This window comes from Pontibacter pamirensis, assembly GCF_010015475.1.
Taxonomy (GTDB): domain Bacteria; phylum Bacteroidota; class Bacteroidia; order Cytophagales; family Hymenobacteraceae; genus Pontibacter; species Pontibacter pamirensis.
Map to the genome: position 1 here is coordinate 1 of NZ_SSNI01000006.1, position 17596 is coordinate 17596.

General features: G+C 46.4%; 11 protein-coding genes and 1 tRNA gene. 6 read left to right on the forward strand and 6 right to left on the reverse strand.

Going from position 1 to position 17596, the window contains the following annotated elements; translation table 11 throughout:
* Positions 1-177: 177 nt before the first annotated feature.
* The 3 genes from E1919_RS07120 to E1919_RS07130 are packed head-to-tail and all read right to left on the reverse strand — an operon-like array spanning position 178 to position 3811.
* A complete protein-coding gene (locus E1919_RS07120; protein WP_162052670.1) occupies positions 178-2292 on the reverse strand; it encodes a ComEC/Rec2 family competence protein in 2115 nt (704 codons plus the stop codon).
* The gene (locus tag E1919_RS07125) at positions 2292-2720 is read right to left on the reverse strand and encodes a GNAT family N-acetyltransferase (protein ID WP_162052671.1); all 429 of its coding nucleotides are present in this window, start codon (positions 2718-2720) and stop codon (positions 2292-2294) included. Before E1919_RS07125 ends, E1919_RS07120 begins: the two co-directional genes overlap by 1 nt.
* Positions 2721-2770: 50 nt before the next feature.
* Positions 2771-3811, reverse strand: coding sequence for a PhoH family protein (locus E1919_RS07130; protein ID WP_162052672.1), 1041 nt, complete (start codon positions 3809-3811; stop codon positions 2771-2773).
* 98 nt (positions 3812-3909) lie between these two features.
* On the opposite strand from E1919_RS07130, the gene E1919_RS07135 reads away from it, so the two are divergent.
* Positions 3910-4686: an SAM hydrolase/SAM-dependent halogenase family protein gene (locus E1919_RS07135; RefSeq protein WP_162052673.1), complete on the forward strand. Its 777-nt coding sequence runs from the start codon at positions 3910-3912 to the stop codon at positions 4684-4686.
* Positions 4687-4819: 133 nt separating this feature from the next.
* Positions 4820-5110: a putative quinol monooxygenase gene (locus E1919_RS07140; RefSeq protein ID WP_162052674.1), complete on the forward strand. Its 291-nt coding sequence runs from the start codon at positions 4820-4822 to the stop codon at positions 5108-5110.
* 282 nt (positions 5111-5392) lie between these two features.
* On the opposite strand, the gene E1919_RS07145 is transcribed toward E1919_RS07140, so the two are convergent.
* A complete protein-coding gene (locus tag E1919_RS07145; protein ID WP_162052675.1) occupies positions 5393-8380 on the reverse strand; it encodes a malectin domain-containing carbohydrate-binding protein in 2988 nt (995 codons plus the stop codon).
* Between the two features lie 831 nt (positions 8381-9211).
* Here E1919_RS07145 and hscB point away from each other — a divergent pair.
* Both hscB and E1919_RS07155 read left to right on the forward strand, forming a co-directional pair.
* The gene (hscB, locus tag E1919_RS07150) at positions 9212-9745 is read left to right on the forward strand and encodes a Fe-S protein assembly co-chaperone HscB (protein WP_162052676.1); all 534 of its coding nucleotides are present in this window, start codon (positions 9212-9214) and stop codon (positions 9743-9745) included.
* Between the two features lie 11 nt (positions 9746-9756).
* Positions 9757-9840, forward strand: a tRNA-Leu gene (locus E1919_RS07155).
* Positions 9841-10189: 349 nt separating this feature from the next.
* Here the strand turns inward: E1919_RS07155 and E1919_RS07160 are convergent.
* Together E1919_RS07160 and E1919_RS07165 are read right to left on the reverse strand one after the other, a co-directional pair.
* A complete protein-coding gene (locus tag E1919_RS07160; protein ID WP_162052677.1) occupies positions 10190-11344 on the reverse strand; it encodes a WD40/YVTN/BNR-like repeat-containing protein in 1155 nt (384 codons plus the stop codon).
* 436 nt (positions 11345-11780) lie between these two features.
* Entirely contained in the window at positions 11781-12056 is a 276-nt protein-coding gene (locus E1919_RS07165) for a hypothetical protein (RefSeq protein ID WP_162052678.1), read from the reverse strand.
* A gap of 217 nt (positions 12057-12273) precedes the next feature.
* On the opposite strand from E1919_RS07165, the gene E1919_RS07170 reads away from it, so the two are divergent.
* On the forward strand, positions 12274-14574 hold the full coding sequence (locus E1919_RS07170) for a malectin domain-containing carbohydrate-binding protein (RefSeq protein WP_162052679.1): 2301 nt from the start codon (positions 12274-12276) through the stop codon (positions 14572-14574).
* Between the two features lie 469 nt (positions 14575-15043).
* On the forward strand, positions 15044-17308 hold the full coding sequence (locus E1919_RS07175; protein ID WP_162052680.1) for an Ig-like domain-containing protein: 2265 nt from the start codon (positions 15044-15046) through the stop codon (positions 17306-17308).
* The last annotated feature ends 288 nt before the right edge of the window (positions 17309-17596 follow it).

A 17596-nucleotide genomic window follows, 5' to 3' on the forward strand; every position in this document is an offset into this window, starting at 1 on the left:
TATTGAAAAGCATGGCCCTGAACATCGCTCGAAGAAGCGGGTTTCTTTCAATGAAAGACGCTACCATGGCCTTTGCTAATAAAATTACGCTGATGACTAAGTACATTAGAACTTAACGACCCTGCCTCCGAGGAGGGGCAGGGGTGGTTGGAAACGGTAAGGTAAAACTCTAAGGCGCTACCGCAACCGCACCACTAAAGCTCCGGAGTCCGCCACATCATAATACGCAATACCAAGAGTATCCAACTGCTGGTGCAGGCGCTGACGGTACCAGGGACTGTTGGAGGCATCCAGTACCACCTTACCGGGAGCATAGCTTTGCAGATCCTGCGGCTTAAGACGGACGTTGTTGCGTAGCAGCAAGTAGTCGAGGGGCAATGGCTGTTTTGAAGTTAGCTGCGGAGGATGCGACAACAGGAGCATGCGCTGCCCCTGCCACACCAGCATACTGTTACTGTCCGGCAGCATAGTGAAAGAGGCTTCCATTGCAGCGCCTCCTCCCAGAGAAGCAAACTGTGGCTGCTCTACTCCAATATGCCAGAGGTGTGGCTGAACGTTAAAGGTATAGTCACTGGCATCTTGCAGTAAAGCGAAATCAGCCAATACAGTAGCCTGCTGCCCTTGCACCAGCGCCATGCCCGTGGCCCCGCGCACATTGTAAATTGTAAACAGCTTCTGCTCTTTCTGCTGCACTGTTTCCCATACCTCCTGCACAGCCAGCACTGCCACTACCGCGGTAGCCACAGCAAAATAGCGAAGCTTTTTGAGCGCCATGAAAAGTATCAGGGTAATGAAGAGCGCATACAGCAGCCAGGTCTGCAGTGTCGTAATATCAATGCCGTTAAGAAGGGCGTACGGGAGGCGCTGCACTGCTTCGTTAAACCAGTTCATCACCCAGACAATCCCGGAGTGTAACGCAAACAGCAGCCCGCTCAGCATCGGTACCCAACTGAAGGCTAAAGCAGCGATACCCGTATACAAAGCAAACATGGCAGCAGGCACCACTACCAGATTCGCGAACCAGAAATAAACCGGGAACTGGTGAAAGTAGAACAACCCCAGCGGAAGCGTAGCCACTTGTGCCGCTACTGCCACCGTAAAATACATCCACACTTTATCCAGGAGCCAATTGTTTACCTCCAGCAATTGATATAGCTTCGGTTGCAGGTACACAATACCCAGCACTGCCAGGAACGATAGCTGAAAGCCTACCTCCTTCAGGTTGTAAGGGTTCAGCATGAGCAGGGCTGCCGCAGCAATGGCGATGGTGTTGTAGATGTTTGTCTGCCGCTTGATGGCTGTGCCCACCGTAACAAAACTGAACATAACCACCGCCCGCAACACCGAAGGCGATAAGCCGGTCAGGAAAGCATAAGTCCACAGAAGAGCCAGTATCAGCACCGCTTGGAGCGCCCGCTGCCGCACAGTTGGAGCCATGAAACTAAACAGCCATACCAGCACCACGTAAATCAGCCCGACATGCAGCCCCGACACCGCCAGCACATGCATGGTGCCGGTGCTGGCGTAGGCGCTCCGGATAGAATTGTCCAGTTCGTCCTTTACGCCCAGAATCAAGGCAGAGGAAATAGCGTACTCCCGCCTCGCCTCCACCCTCTCCCGCAGCAATTGGTCGAGGTTGCGGCGCAGGTGCATACTGGCTGCCAGTAAGGGGTTAGATGGCGCAGCAGCAATTTTCTGCGCCTGGAACGCCTGCAGGTAATGGCGGTGATAAATGCCTTTGTTCGCGAGGTATTGCCGGTAATCGAACTGGTTGGGGTTACCAGGCGGTACTACTTCCTGTGGAGCACCTTTTACGAGAAGCACATCGCCATAATTCAGTTCATACGCTTTCTCCGAGTCGTGGGGTATGGAAAGCTGTACGTAGCCTTCGGCCTGCTGCCATTCTCCGTTTACCTGCACCTGCTGCACCCGCACAACGGTGCTTTGGTAGCCGGGCTTCTGGAGAATATAATCATCCACCACCCCAATATAATAAGCCGGTTGGCCGGATAGGTGCAACAGGTGCTGCGGGTTGTTTCTAACCGTATGCAGGTGCGTTGCCCAAAAGCCCAACGCCATGAAGCAAAGCAGCCCCACGATGCCGGCCATGTTAGTCGCTACGGCAGCTTTCGCTCTTAAACTCCATACTGCCGCCAGAACAAAAGCGGCTACAAAAAAGGCGAAGACCTCCGCACTGTAACGGAGGTCTTCGCCCAGAATAAAATACAGCAGAATACCTGCTATCAAACTCAGCGTGATGCGGATAAAGGGGTATGGCGCCCACCGCAGCATCAGCCTCTGTATATCATTTTATAGTGTTGTATGTCGCACTCGCTGAACATATCACCTTCTGTTTCGAAGCCGTGGCGCTTGTAGAACTTTACAGCAGGCAACTGTGCGTGCAAGTAAATTTGTTTATCTGCATGTTCTTCTTGCACATCCTGCAGCACAGCCTCCAGCACCTTCGCTCCCACATTTTTATTGCGGTACTCCTGCAGCACTGCAAAGCGCTCCAGCTTTATACCCTTGTCGGTTACGCGCCAGCGGGCTGCGCCGCAGGGCACCCCATCATAAGTGGCCAGGTAATGTCTGGCAGTGCCTTCATACTGGTCGTACTCTGCGTCGGCGGGCACCTGCTGCTCTATCACAAAAACCTTTTCGCGGATACTATAAGCGGCTTTCAGGTCCTGCTCCTGGTCTATTCGTTTTAGCTCAATCATTTGAAAAAGACAGAGGCGCAACGTGTTGCGCCTCTACCAGTTGTTTTAATTTAGTATTCAGTGTTGAATTTTCTTCGCCGATCATAAGAAGGCTCTTTCCTGTCATCTTCGGCTGACTTTGCCTCGACTCTGGAAGCACGTCGTTCTTCTTCCAGCTTGGTGTAAGCGTTTACGATATCGCGTACCAGTCTATGGCGTACAATGTCCTCAGAACTCATTTCCACAAAACCGATGCCTTTTACACCGCGCAGAATGTTCAACACTTCCATTAATCCGGAACGCTGGTTACGCGGAAGGTCCACCTGCGACCAGTCTCCGTTCACCATTACTTTAGCGTTCGGTCCCATACGCGTCAGGAACATTTTCATCTGCGCCGGGGTCGTGTTCTGCGCCTCATCCAGTAGCACAAAAGCATTGTTCAGGGTACGTCCACGCATGTAAGCGAGGGGCGCAATCTCAATAATTTTGTTTTCCTGGTAATATTTGAGCTTTTCTACCGGAATCATATCCTCCAGGGCGTCATAAATGGGGCGCAGGTAAGGATCTACCTTCTCCTTCATGTCGCCGGGCAAAAAACCAAGGCTTTCGCCTGCCTCTACCACGGGCCTGGAAATAATGATTTTCTTTACTTCTTTATTTTTGAGCGCCCGCACCGCCATGGCCACAGAAACATAGGTTTTACCCGTACCGGCAGGTCCCAGGGCAAATACCAGGTCGTTTTTCTCCACAGCATCCACCAGTTTCTGCTGGTTAGCTGTTCTGGCTTTTATAATACCGCCCTTACTGCCATACACAATCACGTCCGGGGAAGTAACTATTACTTCCTCATCTGTAAAAGAATCAGCAGAAAGGTATCTATTTACACTGCTGTGCGTAATCTTTCCGAACTTGTGATAGTGATCAATAAGAGAACCCAGTATTTCATGGATCTTTGTTATTTCGGGTGTTTGGCCCTGTATTTTAATTTCATTGCCTCTCGAGATGATTTTACTGCTCGGGAAGGCAGCAGCCAACTGCTTGATATTTTGATTCTCTGTCCCCAGAAAGTCAATTAGAGAAATATTCTCTAAGGTTATGATTTTCTCTACCAAATTATTGCTCCTCTATATAGCCTGTGAGTAATGTGTTCTTTAAATTAAGTAAATTTGGTTTATATTAGTACAAATTCACAAAGATTATAGTTCTTACTATGGCTGTAATTACGTTTACATCAGATTTTGGGTATAACGACCACTACGTGGCCGCTGTAAAAGCCAAAATTCTCTCTCAGGAAGCGCAGGCAACCATCGTGGATGTCTCGCATGCCATCGAACCTTATAACATTGCTCATGCAGAATTCGTGCTTGGCTCTGTTTACCGGGAGTTCCCGGAGGGCACGGTGCATTTAGCCGCCATTGACACCCACGGGAACAGACAGGGCAAATTTCATGCTGCAAAATACAGAGGGCACTATTTTCTTTTAGCTGACAATGGCCTGCTCTCGCTCCTGACAGACGGGGAACCAGAGGTAGTGGTAGAACTGAAAACGGACCGCCCGCTCATGCCTTTCCCGGCAAAGGATCTGCTCGCGAACGCCGCCGTTTTTCTTTCCAAAGGTGGCGACATAGACGTGCTGGGTGAGCGCACCGACCGTTACAGGCAGCTACTGAACCGCCAGCTGCGCCTGAATGACCACTCTATCACAGGCCACGTAATTCATGTAGACCGCTATGGCAACCTGATCACCGACATCACCGCCGAAAGTATTGAAACTATCGCCCATGGCCGCACCTTCACTATTCACTTCGGCCGCGAAACCATAGGCCGCATTTACCCGACTTACAACCAGGTAGACGACGGCGACTGCTGCTGCATCTACAATAGCCAGGGCCAATTGTGCATCGGCATCAACAAAGGCCACGCAGCAGAGCTATTGGGCCTCAACTTCGATTCGCAGGTGGATGTTCGGTTTTACCCGGGGAGTTAGTTTGGTTGCTACATTGTTTAAATGTTAAATTGTTGTTTTTTTGGGTGGGTGAGGCAACAGGCTGTTAGTTCAGGCTTCTACCGTAATCATACTAGTTTAACCATTTAACATAAAACAATTTAACAATTAAAACATGATCACTCGCATTGTCAGGATGACGTTTACCCCGGAGAAGACGGAGGAGTTCCTGGAGATTTTCCGGAGCTCAAAGGAGGAAATACGCGGCTTTGAGGGGTGTAAGCATGTGGAGTTGCTGCAGGATGTAAACACCCCGAACGTGTACAGCACCTACAGCCTGTGGGATTCAGAGGGCCACCTGAACGAGTACCGCAACTCAGAACTGTTTGGGCAGGTATGGCCAAAAACAAAAAAGCTTTTCGCAGCTAAACCGCAGGCCTGGTCTCTTATTTCAGTTGATATTTAACACTTCTCTGCTAAAGTAACACCAGAGAATTTGCTCCTCCAAAAGCCGAGTAACAGACTACTCGGCTTTTGGAGGAGTTGTATGTTTACCTGTAATTGCCACTACTTGACCTGACACTACAGCTAATCTTTGTAGCAAAAGGCTTACAGGTTCATTTTTCTTTCGCAACCCCTCCATGGTTTAGTGAGAGGGGATTACGAAAGAAAAATGTTAAGTGGGGAATGTCAGGTAAGCTACTGTTTAATGCCAGAGAATGTCAGCTTACATCCTGACTATTACAGTTTACCTATTGAAGATTATCTTTTTATAGCTTGTGCCTGACGGGCTTAGCATTCTCAGGAAATACATACCTGAGGCTTGACCCGCTTCGGGAGTCCATTCAAACTCATAAGCCTGATCTGCCGCTGCATTTCCCTGAAACAGATTTGCTACTTCCCTACCTTTACTGTCATAGATCTTCAGCTCCATTGGTTGGGCTAGTGCCGACGTAAAGCTGACTTTGACCCTATCTGAGAATGGGTTAGGATATAGTTCCAGGTTCTTTTCACCGGAGGTTAAATTTTCTGCAGCTTCCATTCTTAAAGCTGCTGCCACTGGATCTGAAGCAGCGACTTTCTCTATTTCTATGCCTGATATGATGGCATTGTCAGCTACAGAAGTGAAGTTGATATTGACCACCCCGTCGCTCACCGTCACGTTCTCGAACGTCTTCACCACGGCCTTTCCCGCTCCGTCTTGTGTATAGATGTCATAGTTGGTCAGCACCCGCTTGCCCTCCAGGTCCACGTGGAAAACGCGCGCACCTGCCAGGCCGCTCGTCCTGCCGCCGGGCGCCCCGAAGTACGGCTCCAGGAAGTGGAGCTTCACCCGGTAAGTGCCTGCCTCGCCCACCGGGATGCTGTAGCTGAAGGGGGCTTTGGAGGCGGCGTACCTGTACTTCAGGTACAGGCCATCGTCGGTGGTGCCGGCCACGTCGAAGGACTTGGAGGAGGTAACGCCACCGCTAAAATTTGCATCAGCACCCCAGCTGCGCGACTGGCCGTCGGTATACTGTGTGCCACCGGAGGCAACCAGAACAGGGCCAGTTGATGATTCGGAAAGCTGCTTGAAATTAGCTGTAATAGCTTTGTTGCTGTTCATGGTTACTGACAGTGGATTGACCGTTCCTGTAGCGTCGCCACTCCAGCCAGAAAACTGGTATCCTGTGGCTGCCTTGGCAGTTAATGTGACGCTTGTGCCACTGACATAGGTTGTCTGATTGGGACTTTTTGTCACCGAACCGCTACCTGTTGTATTTACTGCCAAAGTATACGACGGCACCACAACTTTCTCTATTTCTATGCCTGATATAATGGCATTGTCAGCTACAGAAGTGAAGTTGATATTGACCACCCCGTCGCTCACCGTCACGTTCTCGAACGTCTTCACCACGGCCTTTCCCGCTCCGTCTTGTGTATAGATGTCATAGTTGGTCAGCACCCGCTTGCCCTCCAGGTCCACGTGGAAAACGCGCGCACCTGCCAGGCCGCTCGTCCTGCCGCCGGGCGCCCCGAAGTACGGCTCCAGGAAGTGGAGCTTCACCCGGTAAGTGCCTGCCTCGCCCACCGGGATGCTGTAGCTGAAGGGGGCTTTGGAGGCGGCGTACCTGTACTTCAGGTACAGGCCATCGTCGGTGGTGCCGGCCACGTCGAAGGACTTGGAGGAGGTAACGCCACCGCTAAAATTTGCATCAGCACTCCAACTGCGCGACTGGCCGTCGGTATACTGTGTGCCACCGGAGGCAATCAGAACAGAGCCGCCTGTTAAAGTAGCAGGAATGGTTCCGGAAATTGAGTATCGACCGGTGGAGCCGTAATTAGAGTCAGCTCCTGATGCCCCTTTGGCTCCCTGAATGTAAACATAGTAGGTGCCTGCTGCCAAAGACTGCTTGATAGATGCTGAAAGTTCGGCAGGTTCTGAAACAACAAGGGTCTTGTTGGAAGAATTTTTCAAAGTAAGCGAAATATCCAGGTTGGCATAAGCTGAGTTTGGGCTGGCCGTCAGCGCTACGGAACCTCCACCTGTCTGGAAAGAAAAGACGTCCACATCGCTCCCGGAACTGATAATTCCAGTGTTAGCAGAGGCTGTGACTTTACCTGTATTATCTGTTCTTAGAACAGTAGCACCGGCACTCGTGTTTGCGTGGTCATCAGGCTTATAACTAAACCCATTCTGGGTAGTGATAATGCTCAGGTCATCTTCCAGGTTATTCGCGTTCAGATATTCCCCTTTGCTCCACTGAACCAGGCTGCTGTAGTAGCCTGCCCCCATAATCGGAGCCCAGGAGCCTTGTCCGTAATAGTATGCTTCCGAAGGAGAAGTTCTCCCATCATGAGACAGACCAAGCGTATGTCCGATTTCGTGGGAACCGGCCTCGCCAGCAAACTTTGCGCCGGTATTGAACACCCAGCAAGGAGTTTCGTTGCCCCAGGTAAAGGAGTTGACATACGCCACACCCCCTGATCCAGGGTAAAAAAAGTCTGTAGGCGTGAAAACAACTCTCATTCTGCGGTTTGCAGGTGCGTTCAGGTAAGCAGCCTCGCTGGTAGTTATATTAACAGAAAAAGGCTCATAATCTTCGCTGATCATTTTCCATACCTCCAGCATCTCAGCTGAGGTTAAGTTCGCCGGGGCAGCATCAATGGGGTTGCCACTGTTCCAGTAAGTACCGCTAACATACTGGCCATTAAAATCCAGCAACACAACAGCAGCGGCACCAGGTAAACTCTGTAGCTCCGGCACGGTAGCTCCCGCTGCAGTCGCCTCGCTTGTAGTAGCACTGCTTTTTACAGGCCCTTCCTGATATTCTATACAGACAACTTTATCTATGTCTACTTCCTGCAGGAAAGCCTGACCGTTGGCCTTAGAGGAATATTTGTATGATTTCTTTTGTTCCTTCAGAATAATAAAGCCGGACAGTTCTTCTACTGATACTTTCAGAAAGAAGGTGCTGTTCTTTTTATTATCTACCTCTCCGATAAAGACGTCCGCTTTGCCCTCTTTTTTACTAACCTTCAGGTTGAGTATCAGGGAATCCTGACCAGGTATAAACTGGCTGATTTTGCTACTGTTCGGCGTCTTATTTATTTTTTTAGCATTGGCTGCTTTGGCCTTAAACTTGGCGCCTACATCTGCTGACTTGCCTAAATTGATTGGAGTCTGGGCTGAGAGTGGCATGAACCATACCAGCAAAAAAGCTACTAGAAGTAAGGGTTTGTAAATGTTTTGCATAGCGAACAAAATTTAGGGGCATTATAATTGGTATTATTGGTATCAATAAGGAAGCATAAGGTTCCGCACTTGTACACAAACTTTTGCTGCATTCTATTGTCGTTCATACCTGTTCCAGCTAATAATCTGCCAGCAAGAGAATGCCGGTAGGTGCTACTATTCAGGCTCTGTTGCTGTTCGTACTTTGACAAGCACACCAGCAGCATGTTTCTCTTCTGCCTGTTAAAGCGGCAATTTTAAAACGAGAATCAGGAACCAAAACAAAATTTGATTTCAGGCGGGTTAAATTCTTATGAAAGGTGTGAGATGAGTATTAGCTAACCTATGGTATAAAACCTTAGCTAACCCTTCAATAGAAAAGACATGACTTTATGTAAAACTTATCTTCATATATACTTTCAAAAAGGTCCGGCAAACAGCTACATCATCAACTCAAATCTCTACAACACAAGGCTATAGCGCCATAAAAAGTAAATTCCTGTTCCTTTAAATTCTGTTCCAGCCATACCTGTTTAAACGAGGTAACTGATAGTTACCATAGCAAAAAGCAGCAGTATGTAGAAGAACAGGTGTTGTTACAGTGGCACATTATACTAATTATTAGTGTATAAGTTCTAATAAAAGATTACATTTTTTCATAAATAAGTTAAAACAATAGGTTAGCAGCCTATTTGCGCTGCAACTTCAGCCCCTATCTTTAAGAGATACCCCTGGGTAAGCTATGCATATCAGCTGGCAGCAACTAAACATTCCTCTCCCTTTTGCTGTACCTTTGCTAGGTAGCGCAGTTTATACGCGCCGCTGCTGCTAAAGATTAATGAAACCTGATATATGAGCAAATATTTTGAATTTTACGATATACCGGAAAGCTTCCTGCTGGACGAAAAAGCGCTGAAAAACACGTACTACAAAGTGAGCCGTGAGTACCACCCTGACTTTTATGCGAACGAACCACAGGAGAAACAGCAGGAGATTCTGCAGTTCTCCACCCAGAACACCAACGCATACCGCACCCTCTCCGACCCTGACCTGCGCATGCAGTACATCCTGAAGGAGCATGGCATACTGGAGGAAGGCAAAAACGAAATCCCCGCTGACTTCCTGATGGAGATGATGGATATAAACGAGGAACTAATGGAACTGGAGTTCGATTTTGACGCCGATAAGTTTCATGAAATAGGCGAGAAAACCAGCGGTGTGGTGGCGCAGTTAAATAACGACATTCTGCCGGTTTTGCAGCGATACCCTGAGCTTCATGGGGTTACCAAAGACGAGGCCCTGCAGCAGATAAAAACCTACTATCTGAAGAAAAAATATCTGTTGCGAATTCAGGAAACATTATCTAAGTTTGCAGCACATTCCTGAAAGGGGAACACGCCCGGATGGCGGAATTGGTAGACGCGTTGGTCTCAAACACCAATGAGGTTACACTCGTGCCGGTTCGACTCCGGCTCCGGGTACGGTTAACAACATATAAAGCCTTGTAAGATAATAACTTACAAGGCTTTTTTGATTTCAGGGGACGGAATTAGACGCATTACTTTGCTAAAACTAATTCAAGAATTGCGGTGCCGTGTATCAACACTTATGTTAATACGCTAAATAACAGTGAATTATATAGTATCTAAACATATTGGGGACATTGCAGGGGACGGAATAAAAGACTTGTTAATGCCTAACGATATGCATATGAGTAGTGGCGGGTTTCCAAAGCAAATCATTGTCCCATGAGGTAGAAACTACAATAGAATTACTGCGCTTGGATAACCTATAAACCCCGCCATTACTTATATGTACTGTTATAATGCGTTATTTTTTTGTATATCTATAAATTTGACCATGATTCCCTAATGCAAACCCTGTGTTGTGGGTTGGAAAACAAACGTCATTCAATTGATGTTCACCTATATCTAATATTAAGTCAAAATTTACACCTTCATTTTTTGATAAGTAAATTCTACCATAATAGAAATTAGTTGTAATAATTTCACCCGTATTAAATCCAAATATTTGGCTATCAGGATCAATGTCAGGTGTATTAGGCATTTGTGGTTGTATTTTTTCCCAGTTCTTTCCGCCATCGCCAGTTTTAAGAATGTCCTGTGTAGTGAGATAATATCCCATATCTTCATTAAGAAAAGAGGCATCGATTGAGAATTCGTTCATTTGCCTTATCAGGTTCCAGGTTGTTCCTCTATCTGTTGTTTTATAGACTTTCCCTTGTCTATTGATAAGAAAACCGGTTTTATTGTCTGGTAATACTCTTGCTCTATCAGGAATAATGATTGGTTTTGAATTATCGGCGTTATTAGAAAAAAAGTTCCAGTTTAAACCTCCGTCCTGGGTTTGGATGAGCATATGATTATCACCACCATTACCTTTAATTTGAACAAAACCTTCCATTTTATTAAAAAATCGAATCATGTAGTCAGAATTAAAAACTAAAGTATGATTACCAGGGAAAATAAAGCTTGCCAAAACTTTCGTCCAAACCTTACCTCCATCAGTAGTTTTAAATACTCCCTCGTATTCTGTAGTTACAAATCCATAATTTTCATCAATAAAGAAAATGTCAGTAATCTGTGAAGCAAAAGGGGTAGCTATGCTGGTCCAGGTATTTCCGGCATTGGTTGTTTTAAAAAAAGAAGGTTTATAATTTTTTGATAAAACAATTTTTGTATCGTATGAAAAAAATTTATGTGCATCTCTTATAATTGTTGGCGAATCGAGGAGATCCTTATAAGTCCAATCTTGGTGAATAATTTCATTTAAAGAATCAATCGAAGGCACACTTGCAACAAAGCCAGTTTTATCATCAATAAAAAATGCTTTCGTCAAATTGGCGTCAGTTCCAATATTTAATTGTTTCCAGTTTTCATTTAAATGAACTTTTATATCATCATTCTCTTTCTCACAACTTTGAATAAAAATCATCAGCGTGAGAATTAAAATTAGTTTTTTCATACTTTTAATTATTTATCAAAATTATTACTTAAGCAATCACTTTTATGATATCGGGTTTATAATCCTGACTAACATCAAATTTTGTTATTGAATCTCATCTATATGCAATCTATTAAAACCATCAATTCCGATCCTATCAGTCGCTTTCATCTTGACGTAAGCAAGTGTATTTAATCTTGCTTGCATGTTGTGGAGAATGCATTATAACTACTGTATAGCAGGAGTGCTACTCCTGCTATCTGCACTATTTATGGAGATGGTTTCACCTGTTCTATGGTTATTTTGAAGCATTCTCTGTGTCAGAAGCCATTCGTGTGGTAAACCTTTTCCTCCTACCAATATAGGAAGTCTTGGCTCAGGCTCCTAACAACGTTGATTCTATATTCTTATATATACCTATCCTTAAAAAAAAACCGGTGTTACCCGGTTCTTCTGCTCAAAACTCTTCTGTTGTATGTAAAGCGGAGTACTCCTCGCAGCTGGGACAGGAGAGGAAGTAGTCTATGGATGCTAAGATTTCACCCTCTTCCCAGTGTGGCTTTTCCTCTTTCGGGAGTTCTTCAAAAGAGAATTCATCTCTAGTACCACCGCATTTTCTGCAAGGGTTTGTTTGCAATCTAAACAGTTCATGGATGCACATAGGCCGAGCAGCTCTAGGTTTAGAATTGTTATTCTGGTTGTTCTTCTTTTTTCTATTTCTTGATACTGGCATTTTCTTGTGGGCTTGAATTTTTTAATGTTTGTCTGTTCTTGTTCCCTAGCCTGTCATGGAACCTTAATATAGTCTTAGCGGGATAAGGTGAAGCGTACAGAATTCGGGCGGTACACCTTATCTCATCCTTATTTAGCAAGGTTACGTACTACATCTAATTAATTATAAATAATACTTATCCTATAAATACTTAAGCTATATTTATTCACCTTGTCTTATGGCTAAATTCTCTGTCTTGCTGCTGGTCAGTTTCCTGCTCCATATGGGCGTGAACGCAACTAATACAGGTTGGGCGCATCCTACAAAAACAACAGCAGAACCAGCCACCTCCGGGCAGGTGAAACACAACATTAATGGCTCATCTTCTTCGACAGAAAAGGACGCCTCAAAGTCTTTAGAGAGCAATGCTTACCTGGTGGTAGAAAACCAGGACAAATTTCCAGCTCCGGATCACCTGACCTTCTCTATGGTTGAGATACCCTGGAGCAGGGAGGGCACGCCTCTTAACCGAAACCACAACAAGGTACAACTCAAGGTCAGCAACAAAGGCGAAGGTCAGCTCATCGTATCCAACCTGCAGTTATCAGACGCCACCGCCTGGAAAATTACACAGTTAGGGGAACAGGAGTATAAGGCAGCTACAGCGTTACCCATTACTATTAAAGCTGGTGCCTCTGTGATGTTAACCATCGAGTTTACTGCTAAAAGCCCGGGAGATCGTGTGAAAGTATTCCATGGTACACTTAAAATCTTATCAAATGATGATGTAGCTCCTGAAAAGGAGGTGAAGTTGCACGGCTTATGGCAAAGGTCCGGGGAAGGCAACAACGAACCCTATGCACAGGAAATCATAAACGCATTTGGCTTCAAAACAAATACCGGATACGGGCAGACCGACGGTTCTAATGACGGCACGTCTGTCATAGCAGGTTCTGATGAAGTCATGTCCTCCTTCTTTGTGCGGGCCGATGCCAGCAGGCCTGTTGAAGTGATTCAGATGGCTGCCTATCATGGCTGCTGCTCGCAGAGGGAAACCTTCAGTTGGTATGAGAAAGGCTCCACTAGCACCAAATCACTTTTTACACATAACAGCTTGGATGGCCAGTCACTCCTTCCAATGACGAACGGCTCCTCTTCAGTACTTGCCCAAGGTGCTTTTAACCCCACACAGGCCTTTGGCTTCAGAGTTTCCAGCGCCTACTCCGACAAAACCCAAAATCACGGTGGCAAAATAGGGATGCGCATCTGGAAAGCCATTGATGCAAACGGAAACGTGATCCCGAACGCCTATATTATTGGCACCGACTACCTCGGCTCTGAATTTACAAACTATGATTACCAGGACAATGTGTATTTTGTGCGAAACGCCAGACCGGAAACGGGAACTACCCATTATGCCGACCTAGTCGCCACTCCTTCAGCAATTTCTTTTGACCCCACACAAACAGGCAGAAAAGCAGGGCGTGCCGTTAATCTGAAAAATATGGGCAAGACGCATACCGATGGAAGCAGCGACCCATCTACTCAAATCACTAAAGTTGAGATAGTGGGCCCAAACCGGAGCGAGTTTGCAGCGTCTATGCCTGCAGCCACGCAACTGGCTGTACAGGCCTCCACTGAAATACCTGTTGAGTTCATGCCTGGCAGCCACGGCCTCAAAAGTGCAGACTTACTGGTATATTTCACCAATGGCGCTTCGCCACTCCGTATCCCGCTGTATGGTATAGCAGGCAATGGCAACGCTGCTGCCATAACGGCTGCGAAGCGCATAAAGGGTGCTGCTGACGCGAAGGTTACGATTGGCGGAATGGTATGGGAAGCAGACAAAAGCTACCGAAAAGGAAGTATAAAATTAGACAAACAGGTAGTACCAACTCCTATTGCTGCTACCGACGATGATTTGCTGTACCAGACGTACCTATCCGCTGCCAAAGACCTTGCTGAAACCATGTACGAGATTCCGATAGAAGACGGCAACTACCTGGTGCGCATGCACTTCGTGGAAAATTATTGGTCGGCAGAGGCTGCAAGGCTGTTCAGCATTATAATAGAAGAACAGTTACACCTGCCAAACCTGGATATTTACAAAGAAGTTGGCTACCGGGCCGCATTGGTAAAAGACTTTGAAGTAAGCGTAACGGGCGGAGTACTCAACATCAATTTCGTTCCTTCTGTGAACAGGGTCGCAATAGCAGGCCTGGAGATATTCGAAAGTAATGAGAATGTTACGAGTGTTTCTCCTGAAAATGAGGTAGAAAAGAAACGCATACTGGTATACCCTAACCCAGGCGATGGAGAGAAAGTACAGCTAATTGTGCAGCACTTTGACCCACACGAAGAAGTGTACATCAGTTTACATGACATGGTAGGAAGAAAGGTTTATTCCGCAAACATTCTTACTGATACACAAGGCAATGCAACCACCCCTATCGCCACCACTATCTTTCAAAAAGGAATCTATATAGTAAAAGTTGCTGCTCCTTCAGGTAAAGCGCAACTTAAACTACTGATAAAATAACCCCTTTCCTGCTATGTGTTTGACTGCCATCCTAAACAACTCGGGATGCCTCACCCGCGTTTACCTCTGTATAGGCCAAAATACACCCTGCCATCAAGGTGATGAAACAGAAGTGCGGAACTGCAAATAAATTAAACAGCAGAACTTAAAAAAACCTTCGCCAAACTATAACCTTTACACCAAATAATAGTAAACACTAGCGAAACATACATTATATCTAATATATTATATATTTCACAACTTTATAACAAGGACAGGTAATATTACAAAGTTGCTATATGCACTATGATATGCTACCACATAGTGCAGTTAACTTTAGCACTACCCCTTTTTTCCTTAGATGAGTTTACAGAAAGGTTGTACCTCTTTTGTAGCTGCTTTACCTTATTACACGCTCTCTTTTTGGCACATGCCCAGCAAGGGCAATAGGTAGGTTATATATTATTGATAGCAAACAGTGCTCTATTTTATGAAAAACAATTTTACCACCTTACCACTACGTTTCTCTTTTACTTTATTGCCGAAGCGTTTAGAGAGCCAGCTTGTGATTATTTGCTTCTGTGCTCTAGCGGCTGTTGGTTACCTCTCTCGCCTACATTCTTTTTCCAATATTACAGAGCGCAATCAGGACCTGACAGTCACATACGCAAGCTTGCCAGCTGACGCACGTTTTATCAACGAAGCCCTGCCAGCAACTTATCACGGTAGCACAAGCCCAATCAACGGAAAACAGATGAGTGCGGCTGTTATCGCTCGTTCTTCACAACCTTATGTATCAGCGGTACGTCCGGCGAATGGCGCAACAAATGTGGCATTAGATATGTCGGTTTCCGTTGACCTGATGTTTCCAAGTGGCAGCTCCATTGATGGCAGCACAGTAAGCCCTTCCACTGTAAAGCTTTACGAAGTAAAGGGTACGCAGAAGCAGCTGGTTGCAGGCACGGCTGTTAACTCATCAGCTGCCGGCGACGCTGTTACCCTCTCTGCCTCGCTGACGTTAGGCACCAATTATGAATTTGAAATATCGGGAAAGGTGAAAGACCTTAAAGGAAATGCACTGATACCGTTTACTTCCCGGTTTACCACTACCAGCGTTAATCACAACCCGAAAACCGGCCTGGAGTATGTGGCTTTTACCGCACATACTCTTGTTTCTTCTGATTTTGGCAGAGATGGATTTACCACACTGGTTGTTGGTCCTGACCACCGCCTGTACGCCACCACTTCCGGCGGAAAAATAGAGCGTTGGGACATTAAAGAAGATGGCACTCTTGCAGGTCATGTTACTATCTCTCCTTTTGGAAACAAACGGCAGCTGCTGATCGGCCTCCATTTTGATCCTGCCGCTACTGAAACAAAACTGATTGCCTGGATGAGCCATTCTGTCTTCCAATTTCAGGATGCGCAGGACTGGAGCAGTATGATTACAAAAGTTGACCTGAGTGACCCGTCCAGCCCCACAAGCCAAACCTACGTAACTAACTTGCCCCGCTCCTACAAAGACCACTCAATAAACTCTATCGATTTTGGCCCTGATGGAGCCTTGTATGTGCCTATTGGAAGCAATACCGCAATGGGCGGACCGAGCACTTTTTGGGACAACAGGCCGGAGAGATTATTGTCAGCAGCCATACTGCGCCTGGATATTAAGAAAGCTGAGAAACAAGCCTTACCAATTGATGCAAAAACACCGGATGGTGGTGGATCATATAACCCTTATGCAAAAGATGCACCACTCACCATCTATGCAACCGGAGTCAGAAACGCCTATGACCTGGTATGGCATAGCAACGGGCAGTTGTATGTACCAACGAATGGCTCTGCAGCCGGAGGCAGCACACCTGCGCTTAAATCTGGGACTGTATGGTCCAACGGAAAGAAATATACTGGCCCTGACATTCCGGCCTTAATTGATGTGCGCGACACACAAAACGATTACCTGTACCGTGTTGAAAAAGGAGGATATTACGGGCACCCCAACCCTTTGCGCAACGAGTATATTTTAAATGGTGGTAACCCTACAAAAGGCGAAGACCCGGGTGAGGTAGAATGGGAAGTTAAGGGCAAAACGCTCGGCTACCCGGTAGGCACTCCAAAAGAACCCACTTTCCGGGGTTGGTCCTATGACTTTGGTTTGAATATATCCCCTAATGGCGTAATAGAGTATAAGAGCAACGCATTCGGAGGCAAGCTGAAGGGCCGCCTGCTGGTATGCCGCTTCAGCGGAGGTGATGACCTGATCATATTAGAGCCAGGCAAGTCGCTGGATATCGCCAGCGCTGTAGAGGGCATACAGGTACCGGGTTTACGCCGCCCTTATGCTAATCCGTTGGATGTAATAGAAGATGAGCTTACCGGCAACCTCTACATCTCTGAATACTTTGAGGGCAATGGTAGAGGTGTGCCCCAGATAACTTTACTGAAAGCCAATGTTCCCGCTGGCATTGAGGTGCCGGAAGAGAAAGAAACGGCTACATTGGAGGTTTACCCTAATCCAGTTCCCGGAACCGAAATAGTTGTAAACGTGCACAAATTTGAAGTGCATGAGGAAGTAGAGCTGAATATGCTGGATATGGCAGGACGCCAAGTTCAGTCCGAGATAATTGTAACCGATTCACATGGCGCAGCCAGTACGGTGATAGAAATTGAGCAGAGCCTACAGAGCGGTGTATACTTTATCAGAGCACAATCTTTGTCTGGAAAGGTGGCATATAAACGGCTTGTAGTGCAGTAACTGGAATTGCGATATTTTACGGGAGGCTTTTTCAGGCAGCCACAGCTTGGTTGCACAGTAGGTTTTCGTGTTGGCAAGGGGGCAGGTAGCAAATAAAGAATGCCTCCTTTTCCGGTTATAGATACCTTCGTTGTGCTCCATCATGGCCAAGCGGGCTTCCTGCCTGGTGGCAAACCTGTGGTGGTATTCCATTTCTGCTTTCGTCGCCTTAAACAATTAGAGCATAAGATGACAAAGTGGAGAAAAAGCACCTTTTGAAGTACAACGTTCGTGTATGTTGATGGGAGC

What these genes read in the sequence shown, in the direction of transcription:
- E1919_RS07120 (WP_162052670.1), bottom strand. Translation starts at nt 2,292, where the DNA reads ATGCTGCGGTGGGCGCCATACCCCTTTATCCGCATCACGCTGAGTTTG.
- E1919_RS07125 (WP_162052671.1), bottom strand. Translation starts at nt 2,720, where the DNA reads ATGATTGAGCTAAAACGAATAGACCAGGAGCAGGACCTGAAAGCCGCT.
- E1919_RS07135 (WP_162052673.1), top strand. Translation starts at nt 3,910, where the DNA reads ATGGCTGTAATTACGTTTACATCAGATTTTGGGTATAACGACCACTAC.
- E1919_RS07140 (WP_162052674.1), top strand. Translation starts at nt 4,820, where the DNA reads ATGATCACTCGCATTGTCAGGATGACGTTTACCCCGGAGAAGACGGAG.
- E1919_RS07145 (WP_162052675.1), bottom strand. Translation starts at nt 8,380, where the DNA reads ATGCAAAACATTTACAAACCCTTACTTCTAGTAGCTTTTTTGCTGGTA.
- hscB (WP_162052676.1), top strand. Translation starts at nt 9,212, where the DNA reads ATGAGCAAATATTTTGAATTTTACGATATACCGGAAAGCTTCCTGCTG.
- E1919_RS07160 (WP_162052677.1), bottom strand. Translation starts at nt 11,344, where the DNA reads ATGAAAAAACTAATTTTAATTCTCACGCTGATGATTTTTATTCAAAGT.
- E1919_RS07165 (WP_162052678.1), bottom strand. Translation starts at nt 12,056, where the DNA reads ATGCCAGTATCAAGAAATAGAAAAAAGAAGAACAACCAGAATAACAAT.
- E1919_RS07170 (WP_162052679.1), top strand. Translation starts at nt 12,274, where the DNA reads ATGGCTAAATTCTCTGTCTTGCTGCTGGTCAGTTTCCTGCTCCATATG.
- E1919_RS07175 (WP_162052680.1), top strand. Translation starts at nt 15,044, where the DNA reads ATGAAAAACAATTTTACCACCTTACCACTACGTTTCTCTTTTACTTTA.